At 45.3% G+C, this 17317-nt stretch carries 17 protein-coding genes; 9 read left to right on the forward strand and 8 right to left on the reverse strand.

Annotation, left to right across the window (positions count from 1 at the left end):
* Positions 1 to 9: 9 nt before the first annotated feature.
* From ASC40_RS01080 to ASC40_RS01115, 8 genes are all read right to left on the reverse strand, one after another.
* A complete protein-coding gene (locus ASC40_RS01080; RefSeq protein WP_055437940.1) occupies positions 10 to 897 on the reverse strand; it encodes a TraB/GumN family protein in 888 nt (295 codons plus the stop codon).
* Positions 898 to 1170: 273 nt separating this feature from the next.
* Positions 1171 to 2193 carry a CFI-box-CTERM domain-containing protein gene (locus tag ASC40_RS01085; RefSeq protein ID WP_055437941.1) on the reverse strand — a complete coding sequence of 341 codons (1023 nt, stop codon included), beginning with the start codon at positions 2191 to 2193 and terminating at the stop codon, positions 1171 to 1173.
* Positions 2194 to 2275: 82 nt separating this feature from the next.
* Complete coding sequence (locus tag ASC40_RS01090) at positions 2276 to 2818, reverse strand: hypothetical protein (RefSeq protein WP_141656084.1); 543 nt, start codon at positions 2816 to 2818, stop codon at positions 2276 to 2278.
* Between the two features lie 11 nt (positions 2819 to 2829).
* Positions 2830 to 5919, reverse strand: a complete 3090-nt coding sequence (locus tag ASC40_RS01095; RefSeq protein ID WP_055437943.1) for an efflux RND transporter permease subunit — start codon at positions 5917 to 5919, stop codon at positions 2830 to 2832.
* A 2-nt stretch (positions 5920 to 5921) separates the two neighbouring features.
* Positions 5922 to 6965, reverse strand: coding sequence for an efflux RND transporter periplasmic adaptor subunit (locus ASC40_RS01100; protein ID WP_055437944.1), 1044 nt, complete (start codon positions 6963 to 6965; stop codon positions 5922 to 5924).
* Between the two features lie 121 nt (positions 6966 to 7086).
* Positions 7087 to 8016 (reverse strand): SPFH domain-containing protein, encoded by a 930-nt coding sequence (locus tag ASC40_RS01105; protein ID WP_055437945.1) that lies wholly within the window; start codon positions 8014 to 8016, stop codon positions 7087 to 7089.
* Between the two features lie 18 nt (positions 8017 to 8034).
* Entirely contained in the window at positions 8035 to 8493 is a 459-nt protein-coding gene (locus ASC40_RS01110) for an NfeD family protein (RefSeq protein ID WP_055437946.1), read from the reverse strand.
* A gap of 74 nt (positions 8494 to 8567) precedes the next feature.
* Positions 8568 to 8972 (reverse strand): hypothetical protein, encoded by a 405-nt coding sequence (locus ASC40_RS01115; protein WP_055437947.1) that lies wholly within the window; start codon positions 8970 to 8972, stop codon positions 8568 to 8570.
* Positions 8973 to 9200: 228 nt separating this feature from the next.
* On the opposite strand from ASC40_RS01115, the gene ccoN reads away from it, so the two are divergent.
* The 9 genes from ccoN (at position 9201) to uspE (ending at position 17273) form a co-directional block, all read left to right on the forward strand.
* On the forward strand, positions 9201 to 10670 hold the full coding sequence (ccoN, locus tag ASC40_RS01120) for a cytochrome-c oxidase, cbb3-type subunit I (protein ID WP_055437948.1): 1470 nt from the start codon (positions 9201 to 9203) through the stop codon (positions 10668 to 10670).
* Positions 10671 to 10682: 12 nt separating this feature from the next.
* Entirely contained in the window at positions 10683 to 11303 is a 621-nt protein-coding gene (ccoO, locus tag ASC40_RS01125; RefSeq protein ID WP_055437949.1) for a cytochrome-c oxidase, cbb3-type subunit II, read from the forward strand.
* A 1-nt stretch (position 11304) separates the two neighbouring features.
* A complete protein-coding gene (locus ASC40_RS01130) occupies positions 11305 to 11493 on the forward strand; it encodes a CcoQ/FixQ family Cbb3-type cytochrome c oxidase assembly chaperone (RefSeq protein ID WP_055437950.1) in 189 nt (62 codons plus the stop codon).
* Entirely contained in the window at positions 11486 to 12433 is a 948-nt protein-coding gene (gene ccoP, locus ASC40_RS01135; RefSeq protein WP_055437951.1) for a cytochrome-c oxidase, cbb3-type subunit III, read from the forward strand. The genes ASC40_RS01130 and ccoP overlap by 8 nt, the downstream gene beginning before the upstream one ends.
* 72 nt (positions 12434 to 12505) lie before the next feature.
* Positions 12506 to 13003, forward strand: a complete 498-nt coding sequence (locus ASC40_RS01140) for a FixH family protein (protein ID WP_055437952.1) — start codon at positions 12506 to 12508, stop codon at positions 13001 to 13003.
* A gap of 3 nt (positions 13004 to 13006) precedes the next feature.
* Entirely contained in the window at positions 13007 to 15433 is a 2427-nt protein-coding gene (locus ASC40_RS01145; RefSeq protein ID WP_055437953.1) for a heavy metal translocating P-type ATPase, read from the forward strand.
* A complete protein-coding gene (ccoS, locus tag ASC40_RS01150; protein WP_055437954.1) occupies positions 15433 to 15621 on the forward strand; it encodes a cbb3-type cytochrome oxidase assembly protein CcoS in 189 nt (62 codons plus the stop codon). Before ASC40_RS01145 ends, ccoS begins: the two co-directional genes overlap by 1 nt.
* Positions 15611 to 16270 carry a sulfite exporter TauE/SafE family protein gene (locus ASC40_RS01155; RefSeq protein WP_055437955.1) on the forward strand — a complete coding sequence of 220 codons (660 nt, stop codon included), beginning with the start codon at positions 15611 to 15613 and terminating at the stop codon, positions 16268 to 16270. Before ccoS ends, ASC40_RS01155 begins: the two co-directional genes overlap by 11 nt.
* A 73-nt stretch (positions 16271 to 16343) precedes the next feature.
* On the forward strand, positions 16344 to 17273 hold the full coding sequence (gene uspE / locus ASC40_RS01160; protein WP_055437956.1) for a universal stress protein UspE: 930 nt from the start codon (positions 16344 to 16346) through the stop codon (positions 17271 to 17273).
* Positions 17274 to 17317 lie beyond the last annotated feature (44 nt).

Raw genomic sequence — 17317 nt, forward strand, 5'->3', positions numbered from 1 at the left:
ATACCACTGTCAGTATGACTCAACAGCAGCAAAACTTACCGGAATAGGGGTTATTTCGTAGCCTTGGGCGATTAATAGCCGTAACAAGCCTTGGTCACCATACAAATGACCCGCACCTACGGCAACAAAACTAGACTTGTTGGCAAAAAGTTTCGGTAGTTTTTCCGCCCAAGTCTTATTCCGTTGGTCTAAAAACAGAGCAGCCGCACCCAGAAAATCGTCCTGCGCCACCATGATCTCGTGTAACTTTTCACCATTTCCGCTTATGTAAGCGTTCGCCATATTGACAAGCTCCTGTTGAGCGACATTCTTTTCTGTAACTAACTCATACAGCGCTGAAACTTGCTCAGACAGATCTATTTGATCAAATAATTCGAGTTGCCACTTGGCCGACTCCAATCCAACAACCAACTTTTTGTTGCGCGCCATATGCTGAATAACTGCTTCATCCACAGAAAATGTTTCGCTTGCACACGGCAAATAATGAGCCAAGAACAACGAACTAATAATTAATGGGCGTAGCGGGGCAAGGCTATTCAACGGCCGGCCTAATTGTTGTTGTGTCTGTTGCTCTAGTTGACTGTATTGTCGCCTGTTTAAATGCAACTGTAGGTAATTACTTGGTTGTTGAAACATGGCGCTTCTAGCTGCTGCTAATTCATTGGAATTGGTCAAATCAACCTCAACAATAAGTTGCTCAGAATTAGCTAACGCGTGGTAAACCGACTCAGGCATTACAAAATCATCTTTGCACAGCAAGTGCATGGTACCTAACACGTAGGCTGTTTGATCGTGCTTCTGATGAGTCACTTTAAAAAATACATTTGCCGTTGCACTGAATGACAGCAAACCAAACCACACGCACAGTAAAAGCTGCCACACAAATTTAAACCTCATGGCCAAAGAACCCTTAATAACAAAATGTGTAGCTAAATATACCACGCCGTACGAATGATGCAGCGGTAGGTACCAATAGACCTTAGCTAAAATCTCGTTATTAATAATTTCGCATAATGTATATTATGTTAAATCGGATATTATAAAAGGCAATTAACCGATGTGATGACTCACATATATTTGGAATATCCGGCGTTATTTAAAAAATTAAGTAGCTCACTACGCAAACTCTTTCAGATTTTACGTAGCGAACGATTCTAGAAATGGATGAAATTAAGCACTTAGAGCAAGCTTTTCTAATCGCTTAAACAATTCGACATATCGTTTCTGTGCCAGTGCGTTTAGTCCCACTTTTGCCAGTAGCGCATTGGGTAAAATATCGAACCAATAGGTTTTAAGCCAAATTTGTTTCGCTTGACTTAATGTGTTGATACGCCGCACGATATTGGGCGCTTGCGCGTAATACTGCTCGATTAATTTTCTACCGGTAATGGTTCTCTTCATGACCTCGTCACGAAACGATCGTAATTGCGTTAATTCCCAGCAGTTATCAGTTAAGCCAATAGTATGTACAGCGGCTGTTGTAAAAAAGCAGGCATAGTCAGCTTGGCACTGCCCTGCGTTATATTTTTCAAATAACGATGAGGCATCACGATCGATGATCTCTGCAAACTTTCCCCAATTAGAAGGCAACAGCACAATTTCGGTTACAAATGCTTCGTCAGTTAATTGCAGCGAAATGCTTGTCGGTTCGCCCTGAAACCACGAACCTGAAGATGCGCTAGCGAAACCTGCAATGACTGGATACTCATAGAAATTATTGTAGGGTAATTTGGGTTCAACTTGATAAACATACTGTTTATCTCCGATCGCAATCTGGTGGACTTTCGCAAACTGCTGAACTGTTTTGCCCTCGGCGTTTGTGTTCGAATAGCTCGGCAATAAAAAATTTGCTGACTCAAAACTATAATTCCTCTCGCCCTGCTCGTTTTCACTAATGTAAATTTGAAAGTTAAAGGATGATTGGCTAACAAACTTCTTAATAAATTCCAAATTCTGGTCATCAGAAGTCATGATCTTGATGTCTTGCGATAAAACACGCCGGCCATCAATTGAAAGATAAAGACTTCCAATATCATCCTCGACCAGTGTTGCATTTAGAGAAAACGGCGACAAGCTAGCTTCAGATTTACAAATAGGTAGTGTTTTGCTGTCGTCGGCTGCTTGCGCATGAGCTACGCCAATACCGCACAACGCAAGAGCAGCTGTTAATCGGGGAAGTTTTTGTAAAAACATAATTGCGCTCGGCTACTTAAAGATTCTTTAACCTTACGCAATATTTGAAAAAACACCAAATAATCAAACCTGTTTGGCTAAATTAACGAGCTCCCAGTTCATTTTCAACAAAGGCTTTCATAGCTGCCATTTGCTGTTGCAGAACGCTTTCGACTGCGGGCGCCCATTGACTCAAGTCATTAGGTGTATAACCACCAACGCGATAAAACACCGTAAGTTCCGTTGACGCTTCTTCGAACTTGTTTAGACGCCATTCCATAACGCCGCTTACACCCTCACCTTGTAATGGTCCTAATCCACCGAGCAAGCGCACAAACTGATTAGGAATAACCATGGAAACCTGTAAATGCTGCGTCTGTGAACTACCCAAAATCTCACAAAAACAACCACCGGCTCGCGCGTCAATCTGCATGTTCTCGCCGTTCCCAAACCAAGTATGGTCATCCAACCACCATTGTCCGACTTTATCCGTCAAACCGCCGTATACGTCAGTTGGCGATGCGTTGATGACCTGTTTAAATTCAATGGTAAAACCCTGCGTTGAGCTATCGACAACCTCGGCAGCCACGTCAAGGCTGATGCTCGCACTTGTGAGCGCGAACGCCCCATAAACTAATGTGTTCACCAGGCTTCTCATTACAGTTCCCCTGCTCGTTTCATTTCGCTTTCAAGGCGATTTGTTTCATCAGCACGTGGTTTGGTAAACCGCGCAATGGCTAAGTATAGAACCGGCGTTAAGTAGAGAGTAAATAAAACTGCAAATGCAAGCCCACCAAACACGACCCAACCAATGGCGTTACGAGATTCAGCACCAGCTCCTATAGATAGAATAAGCGGTAGCGCACCTAATAACGTTGATACAAGTGTCATCATAATCGGGCGAAGTCGAATTTCAGCTGCATTTTCAATTGCTTTACGAACTGACTCACCCTGATCACGGAGCTGATCGGCAAACTCAACTAATAAAATTGAGTTTTTCGCGATCAGACCAATCAGCATTACTAACCCAATTTGTGAAAAGATATTAATCGAGGTGCCAGTAACATACAGTGCAAAAAACGCAGCCGCGATACCAAATGGTACCGTTGCCATAACCACAACTGCTGAGTTCACACTTTCAAACTGCGCAGCCAAGACTAAAAATACAATCAAGAATGCCAAAATATAGGTTAGCGCTACTTCTCGTGAGGTTTCTTCATAGGCTTCAGCTTCACCAAGTAGTACTAAACCAACACCGCTAGGCAGTTCTTCAGCTGCCAACTCACGTAATCGCTCAACAACTTGCTCTAATGGGATAGAAGTAGGCTGCTGCATATCTACTTGAATAGCTCGGCGCTGTGAACGTCGCTCTAATTCAGCTGGAACGCCCTCTTCTGTCAGCGTTGTTAAACTGGATAGCGGCACAAGACCTGTTGCTTGAGAACCCACATATAAATTCATAATGTCGGTCGGGTCTCGAATTAAGTCACGTTGAGCTTGGAGCATAATTGGTACGGCCTGATCGCCAATATTTAAATCGGTTACATCAAGTCCGTTGATTGCAGCCCGCAGCGTAGTAGAAATATCGTTTAACGGTACACCTAATTCTTCAGCACGTTTTCGATCAATATTAACTCGTAGTTGCGGCTGTGTAGGTTGATAGCCAATGCGCGGGTATCCAACTTCAGGCATCTCTTGTTGCACGCGTGCAGTGAACTTCTGTGCGGCTCGGAAAATATCTGCATATTCCTCACCCGTTAATGCAAATTCTAAACCACCCCCCTGGCCACGTAAGTTAAGACTATTCGAGCCAAAGGCACGGGCTGGAGCTCCCGGAATTTCGCTTAGCGGCCCGCTAATTTCATTAATAATATCTTGCTGGCTTTGCTCGCGTTGTTCCCAATCAGTTAAACGAACCGTTATAAATACAAGGTTAGGATCCCATTGGCCCACCACAGTATTTATACTATCCACCGCCCCACCATTTACATACGGAAGTAAAATGGCTTCCATCTTTTGCGCTTGACGATCCATAAAATCAATGCCGACGCCATCAGGTCCTCGTGCAAAAATACGAATTGTTCCGCGGTCTTCATTCGGCATCAGCTCATTGTCTACCTGAAAATACAAATAACTCGCAGCACCCGCGATTAAGCTACTTGCAACAAACACCCAAATAGCTTTATCAAGAGCAAAGTGGAGAGTCGTACGGTAACTATCCCTGAGTTTGCTGCCAAAACGCTGTAACAGGTTTTCTTTATTTGTTTCTATAAGCGGTAGCCGGGCTGTTAACGCAGGTACTAATGACAATGCCACAAATGACGAAATAATTACTGCCGCCGCTAATACCCCACCGAATTCACGAAATAGCCGGCCTGCGGTACTTGGTAAAAAGGCGATAGGAACAAATACAGCAACTAATACGGCCGTTGTTGCAACCACAGCGAAGAAAACTTCACGTGTTCCAACCACTGCGGCAGCCCTCGCACCAAGACCTAAACTACGTCGGCGTTGAATATTTTCTGACACTACTATGGCGTCATCAACAATCAATCCAGTTGCTAAAACGAGCGCCAATAACGTCAGAATATTAACGGAAAAGCCAAGCAGCCAAATGACGGCAATAGAGCCAATTAGGGCAACGGGAATGGCAAAGGCAGGAATAATAGTCGCCCTTCCCGACCCTATAAACACCCATAACGTGGCAACGACCAGAGCAATAGTTAGCGCAAGCGAAATAAATACTTCTTCAACTGAACTACGAATAAACTTCGCATCATCTGAAGTTACTTGTATTTCAAGCTCTGGATACTGAACTTTAAGCCGCTCTACCAGTGCCAAAACTTCATCTGAAATTTCAATGGTATTCGACCGAGCTTGCCGAATAACACCAAGGCCTATAACGGGCTTGCCATCAAGTCGTACCATGCTACTGGCGTCGGCGGGAGCAAAAAACACCGTCGCAACATCGCCAATGCGTGTGGTACCTCGAATAACAATGTTTTCTACGTCATCAACCGTAACCGAACTTGCGTCTGCCCGAACAATAATCTGTTGGTCGGTAGACTTTAAACTTCCTGCGGGAACATCGAATGGTGCTTGGCGCAACACATTCGCAACGTCAGTAACAGTGAGCTGAAAACTTGCTAATTGTAATGGGTCTAAAATAACCCGTAACACACGTTGACGGTCGCCGTTTAATCGAACATCAGCAACACCAGGTACACTTAAAAAATTCGGGGCTAAATCGGTTTCGACTCTTTCCGTTAAGGTTTCAAGGTCGAGCGTGCTGCTAGATACCGCCAATGACACAACAGCTTGTGCATCGTTATCAGCTTTAATAATGGCTACATTTTCTACTTCTTCGGGCAATCGACGCTGAACTTGGCTGACAGTTTCTCGCATTTCATTAGCGGCACTATCTAAATCAATTCCTGGACGGAACTCAACCACAATACGTGAGCTGCCTTCCTCACTCGAGGCTCTAATTTGTTTGACACCACTAACCCGAGCTGCCGCACCTTCAAGAATGCTGGTGACCTCTGTGTCGACGGTTTCGGGAGCCGCGCCAGGGAAACTGGCAGAAACTGTAACAATAGGACGATCGACATCGGGTAATTCTCGAACCTCGACGCCGTTAATGGCGGCATAACCAGCGATAATAATAAGTAAATTCAGAACAATTATTAAAATCGGCCGACGTATCGACAGAGACGGTAAATCGTTGAGTTGCGGTGAAAACTTCATAGCTATTCCTCCGTTGCCGCTTCACGAACAGATTGCCCGTTGCGCAACGTTTGCACCCCTTCAACAATAAGGTTGTCGCCTAGTTGTAGCGCTCCAGAAACGAGAATTCTTCCTTCTAAACGCTGCTGAATATTTACCTCAACACGTTGCGCCTTTCCGTCTTTTTCAATCCAAACGTAGGCGCCATCCGCACTCCACATCAACGCGGCCTCAGGAACCACCGCATAACTGTCCCCTTGATATGCCAGGGCAACCCGAAAACTCATTCCTGGCCGATAAAGGTCAGAACTATTATCGATAGCTGCACGTACTCGAATAGTTCGGTTACTGACGTCTATACGGGAATCAATTTCAATAATTTCAGCGGCAATTTCAGTATTACGACTTGCCCAAGGCCGAACGATAAGCTCGGCACCGTCTTGCAATAACTCAATAGCTGCTTCCGGCGCATTAAAGTCGATATACAACTGTTCGCGTTGGTCTATCGTTGTCACTAGTGTTTGCGTTGTGATTCGATCACCCGACTCAACATCGGTAATTCCGACAACACCATCAAAAGGCGCTCTAATTTGTCGGTCTTCATAGGCTACTTCGGCCTCGCGCACAGCAACCTCTAATAAGTCTCTAGCGGTAAGCGCAACATCAAGCTCACTTTGGGCAATGGCGCCCTGTTGACGACTTGCGGTTAACCGTTTAACCGTACGTTCCGCGTCTTTTAACTGTATACGCGCTCGTTGTAAATTCACTTGCTGCTGGCGGTCATCTAGGCGAACTAGGATATCCCCCTGCTTAACTTGCTGACCGGGTTTAAAATTAATTTCAAGCACCAAGTCACTCACCGCCGGGTACAGGGCAACGGAGCGCTGAGCCTCTGCATAGCCAACAGCTTCAACAAAACGTTGTACACGTTCAAAGCCAACCGGTTGCATCACCACCAATGCTGCGCGATCGCCACCACCCCATTGCTGTGAGTGAGCGGCTGTAGCGGCTGCACCAGAGCAAAGTAGAATGGTCCCGATGATGAGAAACCGATTAAACAATGGCATGAATTATTCCCTATTCGTAATTGACTGTGAGTAAGTAGACGAATTTTCTCAAATTTGATCACAAAAGGTCGTTCATCCTCGATGAACGACCTTTTATTTGAGCTAGGTAGAGTATAGCGAGTTAACTCTTTTTCTTGATGATTTCAGTCAAACCTGCGACAGCGCTGCCAATATCAGCCAATTGCGCTGGTAAAATAAGGGTATTAGTTTCTTTGGCTAAGTTGCCAAACTCTTTCACGTATTGTTCAGCAACTCGAAGGCTTACAGCGTCTTGGCCACCTGGTTGCTGAATAGCCAGCGCGATTTTACTCAAGCCTTCAGCTGTCGCCTCAGCAATCAGCTCAATTTCGCGGGCACGACCTTCGGCTTCGTTAATTTGCTTTTGTTTTTCAGCTTCAGACAAATTAATCACTTCTTGCTTGTGGCCTTCAGAAACATTAATCATGGCCTGGCGTTCGCCCTCAGATTTAGCAATTGCCGCACGACGTTCACGCTCTGCGCGCATCTGTTGTTCTAACGCATCTTTAATGCTCATCGGCAATTCAATATCAGAGATTTCGTAGCGTAACACTTTAATCCCCCACGGGGCCGCCGCTTCATCTAGAGCTTGCACGACAACCTCGTTAATTTGTGCTCGCTCTTCAAAGGTTTTGTCCAAATCTGTCTGGCCAATAACCGAGCGCATTGTCGTTTGCGCCAATTGCGACGCTGCATAACGATAATCATTAATGCCATAACTGGCTTTGTGAGCATCAACAACCTGAATATAAAGCACGCCGTTAATACCTACCTGAATATTGTCACGGGTAACACATGCTTGGCGCTCAACATCAATCACTTCTTCTTTCAGTGTGTGTTGATAAGCAACCTTATCGATGAAAGGAATTAAAAAGTGAAAGCCTGAATCAAGCGTTCGATTGTATTTACCTAAACGTTCAATAACATAGTTTGAACGCTGCGGCACTATTCGGGCCGACTTGAGCACAACAATAACTACGGCAACGGCAAAACCAATAGCTAAAACGCTTTCAGGGGTTAACGAGAAATTCATAATGTAATTGTCCTTATTTTATTTCTGCTCGCGCGAAACACGCTGTTTTTGTACCGTTAATTGAATACCCTCATTGGCAACAACCCATGCAGTATCACCTTGATTCAGTTCATCTTCTGAAAAAGCATCCCATTGCACGCCATTTAATAGCACGCGGCCAGCGCCGTGTTTAAAGGTTTTAACTACGGTAACGCGTGCACCTATATCGCGCTGAAAATTAGGTTTTGCCTCGTCATTATCTGCGGTATAACCGGTAAACCATTGCTTGATGCGACCGCGTGCCAGCAGCAATGACACCAAACTAACAATTCCGAATACCGCAAACTGAATTGCAATATCGTCAATTAAACCCCAGTGCAGCAACAACCCTGTCACAATGGCACCAATACCCAAAAACACAGCAACCACGCTGGTTAAGAGCAGTTCAGAAACAATGAGTAATACGCCAATAACAATCCATATCAATGCAATAGACATGTTACGCCCTTTGTTATTTATGTTGAGAAATTAACTATAACACTATAAATGTTTTAACACTTCGCATAATTGTTTCAATTAGTTTCGGTATAAAAGTCAAATTGATAAACCCCGTTTTGCGCAGATGTTGGCGAAGACCAAGGCAGACTTACTCGCCACTGCATTCTCGGTTCGGTGCAGGCCCCTAGATATAAGTCAGCACGCCATTGGTTGGTCCCCTGGCGCACTATACTTACCGGCATGTACCCCATATTCATGTTTACCCCCTCGACTTTACCGAGCGAAAACTCGATGTTGGCAGGAGCTTGAATTAAAACAGATATCTGTTGCTCAACACGAGGTTGATCAGGATCAATTTTATGGAAGATTTTGTCATTTGAACTATGCTTTGTCTCAAGCGTTGTCGAAGGGCTGTTTGGGTTACATCCTATTAACACGATCGCGCTCAACGCGGCACAAATAAAGACCTTAAGTTTCATATGGGTATATTTCACCATTTTCTAGGGAATTAACTATTGTGTGCAAAAATTAGCCAAGCGTCTATCAGGTATCGATTTTTCCTGTTTTTTTGCCTGTTCATTTGGCGTTATAAACCGTAAAATACGGCTGTTTGTCAAACTACCGATAAGGTTACCGACAGGCAACTTTATTACATTTGTCACGTTACTCTGTCTCCATTTTTCAGAGCATCAACGCGGAAACCAAAAATGAGCCAAACAAATCCACAACAAATTGAGTATAACCTAAAGGTTGTTCGGCAGTTTGCCGTAGTAACCGTTATTTGGGGGATTATTGGCATGTCACTGGGCGTGTTTATTGCTGCGCAGTTGATTTGGCCAGAATTGAATTTTGATACCCCGTGGCTAACCTATTCTCGGTTACGCCCTCTGCACACCAACGCGGTTATTTTTGCGTTTGGTACGTCAGCACTAATAGGTACATCGTTTTATATTGTTCAAAAAACCTGTAAAACGGCCTTATTTTCAAATCGCTTAGCAAGCTTTGTGTTTTGGTCTTGGCAAACGGTTATCGTTTTAGCCGTTATTACCCTGCCAATGGGCCTAAGCTCTACCAAAGAATATGCCGAATTAGAGTGGCCAATTGATATTCTCATTACCCTGTCGTGGGTAGCGTATATCATTGTGTTCTTTGGCACCTTGGTGAAACGAAATACCTCTCACATTTATGTAGCAAACTGGTTCTATGGCGGCTTTATTGTCACCATTGCGGTACTGCATATTGTGAACAGCATGGCAATTCCAGTATCGTTTACCAAGTCGTACAGCTTGTATGCTGGTGCGGTCGATGCCATGGTGCAGTGGTGGTATGGCCACAATGCGGTAGGGTTCCTGCTAACCGCTGGTTTCTTGGGTATGATGTACTATTTCGTGCCAAAGCAGGCTGAACGCCCGGTTTACTCTTATCGTTTGTCTGTCGTTCACTTTTGGGCGCTTATCTCATTATATATTTGGGCCGGCCCTCACCACCTTCACTACACTGCATTGCCAGACTGGGCACAGTCATTAGGTATGGTTATGTCAGTGATTTTATTCGTGCCTTCTTGGGGCGGCATGATCAACGGTATCATGACCCTTTCAGGTGCATGGCACAAACTGAAAACCGACCCAATTTTGCGCTTCTTAATCGTATCCTTGTCGTTCTACGGCATGTCTACGTTTGAAGGCCCAATGATGGCAATTAAATCGGTTAACGCTTTGTCGCATTACACTGACTGGACGGTTGGTCACGTGCACTCGGGGGCATTGGGTTGGGTTGCGATGATCACCATCGGCTCGCTGTACTACTTAATACCACGTTTGTGGAGCCAAACCCAAATGCACAGCATTAAATGGATCAACACCCATTTCTGGTTACACACCATTGGCGTGGTTTTATACATTGTTGCGCTGTGGATTTCAGGTGTTATGCAAGGGCTTATGTGGCGTGCAGTAAACGCAACTGATGGTACCCTCACTTATAGCTTTGTAGAAAGTGTGGTTGCGTCTTATCCGTTCTGGTTCATCCGTTTTGTCGGCGGTTTATTCATCGTCGCAGGTATGATTCTTATGGCGGTAAACGTTTATCGTACTATTCGTGCAGGCAAGCCAACTGTTGAATATGTTGATGCTCCAGTTGAGCACAGCAGCCCTGCACCAACAGCTACTCAATCAGCGTAAGGAGTCGATTCGATGAGCAAAAACGTAAAACACGATTTCGTTGAAAAGCGCGTTGGTTGGTTAGCGGTATTAATGACTATTGCAATTTCAATTGGTGGTTTGGTTGAAATCACCCCGCTGTTATTCCAAAAACAAACCAACGAGCCTGTAGTTGGCCTTAAGCCATACACAGCTTTAGAAATGGAAGGTCGTGATATCTACATTCGCGAAGGTTGTAGCAACTGTCACAGCCAAATGATTCGCCCATTTCGTGCAGAAACTGAGCGCTATGGTCATTACTCGTTAGCTGGTGAACATGTTTGGGAGCGCCCATTCTTATGGGGCTCTAAACGTACCGGTCCAGACTTAGCTCGTGTTGGCGGTCGTTACAGTGATGAATGGCACTACGTGCATTTAATGAATCCTCGCGATGTGGTGGAAGACTCCAACATGCCGGCATTCCCATGGCTTGCAGAAAACAAACTTGATGGTGAGTTAACTGCGAAAAAGCTTGAGGTATTCCGCTCGTTTGGCGTGCCATATACCGATGAAGACATTGCCGGTGCGCAAGCTGCAGTTAAAGGTAAAACCGAAATGGAAGCCTTAATTGCATACTTGCAAGTGCTGGGAACTGGCTTAACACAGGCTGAGTAAGATGGATTACATCACTTGGCGTAGTTTTTACACCGTTTTAGTTTTCGTACTGTTTATCGGTGTGGTTTGGTGGGCTTTTAGTAAAGGCTCGAAAAAGCGTTTCGATGAAGCCGCCAATTCCATTTTTGATGAAGACAAAAAATCAAACCTAAACGACAGTACCAAACAGGAGTCGAAGAATAATGAGTAGCTTCTGGAGTGCATGGATAATCGTGCTAACGTTGGCCTTCTTGGTCGGTATAATCTGGCTGTTACGCTGGAATATGAGTAACTATACCGGCATTAAAGAAGGTGAATTAATGGACCACGAATTCGACGGAATCGTGGAAATTAATAACCCATTGCCGCGTTGGTGGATGATTTTGTTCTGGATAACTATAGTGTGGGGCTTTGTGTATCTTGCCCTATATCCAGGTTTAGGTAACTTCGCCGGCTTGCTCGGTTGGAGCAGTTCAAACCAAGACGTACGTTCACTTGAAGAATCACAACAAGCAACTGCCGCAGCTCGCGAAGCGGGTTTGATTGTTGAGTACGATCGTCAAGTTGATCAAGCTGAAGAAAAATTCGGCCCGGTGTTTGCAGCTCTTTCTGAGCGCCCAATTGAAGAGTTGGCACAAGACGAAGAAGCCGTAAAAATCGGTCAGCGCTTGTTCTTGCAAAACTGTGCGCAATGTCATGGTTCAAACGCTATGGGTGGCAAAGGCTTCCCTAACCTAACCGATAACGATTGGTTGTATGGTGGCAGCCCAGCAGCAATTAAACACTCGTTAATGGAAGGTCGCAATGGTGTGATGCCTGCTCAGTCGCAGTTTAACGATCAACAGATCACTGAACTTGCAACTTATGTGATGAGTTTAAGTGGCCGCAAAGTTGACCCTGAACTAGCCAAAGCTGGTGAGGCAAACTTTATGGTGTGTACTGCTTGCCATGGTCAAGATGCTAAAGGTAACCAAGCATTAGGTGCGCCTAACCTGACTGACAACATCTGGCTATATGGCGGCTCACAAGAGGCCATCGAAGAAACCCTTCGTAACGGTCGTAATGGTGTGATGCCGGCCTGGAAAGATATCCTCGGTGAGGATAAAATTCATGTCATCAGCTCATACGTTTACGGGCTATCGCAGGAATAAACGAGAAACCCCGCTGCTGCGGGGTTTTTTCTTTAACTGACTAAATTTATTAGAACTTAAGGTGTGCTTCGAATGGAAAAACCTTGGTATAAGCAGTTTTGGCCGTGGTTCCTCATGCTCCTTCCCTTTTCGGTGATTATCGCCATGATCATCACCCTCACTATTGCCAGCCAACAGGGTGACAACCCGATGGTTGTTGACGACTATTACAAAAAAGGCCGCGGTATTAACGCGCAAGTTGAAAAAGTGAAAGCCGCGCAAGAGCTAAATATTGAATTTTCATTTGAGCAAAACGAGCAAACTTTCACGTTAAGCTATGCCAGTGGCTCTCCTACGCAGTTAAGTGCTTTAAAGGTCAACTTCTATCACAGCACCCAGGCTGAAAAAGATTTTAGCGAAACCCTCACCGCTGATGCTCAAGGGGTCTATCGTGGCACGCTTAAATACGCTGAGAAAGGCAAATGGACTATCACTATTATGCCGTTTGACAACAGTTGGCGTGTTTCACAACAAATTCAATTACCGGCGTATCGAAAACTGGCCATAAAGCCATTAACTTATGGCGTGTAGAACATGAGCCAAAGCCTTCCGAAGCCGCCGCAAGGCCAATGCTTCCATTGCTTACAGCCATTACCGAGCGACGGAGGTTATAAGGTAAATCTTGCTGGTTCTGACTATTCGGTTTGCTGTTTCGGCTGCCAAGCGGTAGCCGAAACAATCAATCAGCAAAACCTGCTGCATTTTTATCAATATCGCGATACTAGCAACCCTTTGCAAGTGCCTTTAGTGCCCGAAGAGCTGCAACAATTAGAAGCCTATGACGACGAGAATCTTCAGCACCAGTTTACGCGTCAAATTGACGGCTTGCGCAGTATCTCACTATCTATTGAAGGCATGACCTGCTCTGCCTGTGCTTGGTTAATTGAACAGCATACCAAGCGCTTACCCGGTGTGGCCCAAGTGCAAGTGAATGCAACGACAGAACGCGTGCAAGTACAGTGGAATCCGCAATTATTACAACTTAGTGATATTTTAAAGGCCATTGCTGAGTTAGGTTACCGCGCGCTGCCATTTCAGTCGGTAACACAAGAACAAGAATTTAAAAAGCGCCGCCGTTATTTTGTCACTCGACTTGGTATTGCCGGATTAGCGACTATGCAGGTCATGATGCTTGCCATTGGCCTTTATTTTGGCGTGGTGAGCGATCTTGATCCTCAGTTACGACAATTCATGTGGTGGATTAGCTTGTTTATGGCTACACCAGTACTGCTTTATAGTGCGCAGCCATTTTACGTGAGTGCCATTCGAAGTATTCAAGCCGGTCGACCTAATATGGACGTCCCTGTTACTGTGGCTTTATTAAGTGCTTATGGCGCGAGCGCCTACGCCACCATAATCAATGAAGGTGACGTTTATTTTGAGTCGGTCGCCATGTTCACTTTCTTTTTATTGGTGGGCCGTTATTTTGAGCTCTTAGCAAGGCAAAAAGCGGTTAGTGCTGCAGCTAACTTAGTCAAACTAATACCCGCTATAGCGCAACAGGAAACAAGCGCTGGCCAAGTACAGTCTGTAGCTGTCAGCCAATTAAAACCTGGTGACATAGTGCAGGTGTTACCTGGTGCGACAATTCCTGTGGATGGTGAATTGCTGAGTGAAGCAACCGCTGTTAATGAGAGTATTTTAACCGGCGAAAGTCGCTTGGTTGCAAAACACCAAAATGAATTAGTTCTTGCCGGTAGTCTCAACAAAACCCAGCCTATTCGCATTCGCGTTACAGCTACGGCGCAGCAAACTGTATTGGCGAGTATTATTGAGCTGCAAGATCTCGCACTGTCGCGCAAACCTAAGTTAGCACGCGTGGCAGAACGTATGGCAAGCAAATTTGTCGTGCGTATTTTAATGCTCGCAGCAGCGACATTTCTTATTTGGACAGTTATTGACCCGGCCGAGGCCTTTTGGGTCACATTATCAGTATTAGTTGCCACCTGCCCTTGTGCTTTAGCTTTAGCTGCCCCAACCGCCGTAACTGGTGCTATTCACAAATTAAATAAAACAGGGGTGTTACTGCGTAATGCCGATGTGTTGCAAATACTGCCCGAAGTTAAAACTATTTTTGTCGATAAAACCGGTACCTTGACCACCGGCGAATTTGTCTTGCAGCAGGCGTATTATTCGCAGCCGGACTTGCAGCCGCACATTGATGCTGTAACGCAAGCACTAGAGCGTAGCTCGAATCACCCACTTGCCCTGCCACTGCAGAATTTAACCAAGCACGTAGAACACGTTACACACATGCACTCTGAAGCTGGCATGGGGTTATCTGGACGCTGGCAAACAACCGACGGACACACCACCGAAGTGAGACTGGGTAGCCTGCGTTACATTCAACAGTGGCATCCAAATTATCAGCCTCAACTGTCTGATGCCCAAGTGTTTCTGGCTTCCGAACAAGATATATTGGCCGAGTATGTGGTTGGCGATGCGGTGCGAGCAGACACCCAAGAAACCATTGCACAACTACAGCAAGCAGGTTTGCACATTGTTATGTTAACCGGTGATAACCGAGAATTTGCGCTACGTGTTGCTGCTCAACTAGGAATAAGCGAAGTACACGCCAATTGCTTGCCTGCCGATAAGCTCGCTATACTACACAAAGCGCAAGAACACGCCCCTGTGGCAATGATTGGTGATGGCCTAAATGACGGCCCGGTATTGGCACAAGCCGATGTATCAATTACATTTGGCCATGCGGCAGACTTAGCGCGAACCGCTGCAGATGTCATTCTGCTGCGTAATCAATTCAGTGCAATTACGCAGTTTCGCACAATAACGCAACTGGCTCGGCGCATATTGCGACAGAATATTACCTGGGCATTAATATATAACATAGGCATTCTGCCAGTAGCTATGGCCGGGTTTGTAACACCATATATTGCCGCGATTGGGATGTCTGCTAGCTCGCTCATTGTGTTACTTAACTCATTAAGGTTATACCGATAATGGACAGTCTTTATGTTTTAATCCCCATTGCGATTCTATTTGTCATTATTGCCGTAGGAGTTTTTCTATGGGCCGTGCGCAGTGATCAATTTGAAGATTTAGAGCGCCAAGGTATGAATGTGTTGCTTGACGATAAGCCGGCCGAGAAAAAAACCAACTCAAAGCCCCCTACTGCTGATGACAATTGATATTTTTGCCGCGTTATTAATGGCGCTTGCCGGCAGTGGGCATTGCATGATGATGTGTGGCGGCATCGCCGGCGCTTTTGCTGGACAAGTTAATAAACGGCAACTATTAACCTATAACCTTGGCCGCATCAGCTCTTATGTTGTTGCGGGTGCTATAGTTGGTGGTGCTTTCGCAGGTGTCGCTAGTTTAGCCGACCAAGGGCTTATAAGCCTTCGCATTATCGCTGCATTGGTACTGGTTAGCTTAGGTTTATATTTGGGCCAATGGTGGTTTGGGCTACGTTACTTAGAACGTATTGGGCAGCCATTGTGGCGCCGTTTACAACCACTTGCGGCAAAGTTTCGCCAACAACGAAGTTATTCAGCGCTATTTGCTGCCGGAATGCTTTGGGGCTGGTTACCCTGTGGCTTAGTGTATAGCGCATTAAGCTGGTCTGCAGTAAGTGGCTCTGCTCAGCAAGGGGCCTTCCTTATGCTCGGGTTTGGGCTAGGTACATTACCAAGCATGTTCGCTTTCGGTTGGTTAAGTCGGCAATTACAACAGCTGCTGCAGTCGCTTGGTTTTCGTCAACTTATGGGGGCCGCCATGATTGTTTATGGTTTATGGACACTGATCATTGCGTTACGTCAATTGCAAGTGCTTCAATAAGTTAACAGATATTGGCTGATATTGTCTTTGTTAGCTAAACTCCAACTTGTCGTTAATAAATTCGAGGTATTCCATGAGCTGCGTAACCAAAATTCTTGCTGTACTTGATGCCGACAAGCAGCAACAAAAAGCGATAAATCGTGCGCTACACTTAGCCCGCATAAGCGGTGCCCAAGTAACCTTCATGCTGTCAATTTATGACTTTTCTTATGAAATGACGACAATGCTTGCCGCCGATGAACGTAATGTTATGCGCGATAGCTTAATTAGTGATCGGCAAGTTTGGATAAAGGACCTTCTTGAAGATTATAATATCCGCGACATTAACTATGACGTGCAGGTACTTTGGCACAACCGCCCTTTTGAAGCCATTATTGAAACCGCTATAGCAGGTAAGTACGACATTATTGTTAAAGCGACACACCAACAAGAAGGCCTTGCGGCACTGTTATTCACCCCGACAGACTGGCACCTATTGCGAAAAGCACCATGCCAAGTGTTATTAGTAAAAGAGCATGAATGGCCAGAGCATGGCAAAATTTTGGCCGGCATTCATACCACGGGCGAACACGAACATCATCGATCGCTAAATACGCGCATTACTGAAGCAGCATTAAAGTTCGCTAATTGTTTGCACAGCGAAGTTCACTTGGTGAATGCCTACCCTGGTGCGCCAATTACCATTGCCGCAGAAATTCCTGAATTCGACACCAGTAGTTATGCAGAAACCATTGCAGAAAACCATAAAATTGCTTTAGCTGAACATGCCATGCCCTTCCATATTCCAGCAGAGCAGCAGCACGTGCGCGAAGGCTTACCTGAGCAAGTTATTCCTGAATTAGCGGCGGAGCTTGATGCCGAGCTGGTAGTACTTGGCACCATTGGACGTACAGGCTTCAGCGCCGCCTTACTTGGTAACACTGCTGAACATGTTATTAGTAATATAAATTGTGATTTGCTGGCATTAAAACCTGAGGGATTTGTGTCGCCAATTAAGTTATAATCCGCGCCAATTTTTAATTTGTACTAACATCGGTTTAGGGTGGT

It is taken from the genome of Pseudidiomarina woesei (assembly GCF_001418345.1).
GTDB lineage: Bacteria > Pseudomonadota > Gammaproteobacteria > Enterobacterales > Alteromonadaceae > Pseudidiomarina > Pseudidiomarina woesei.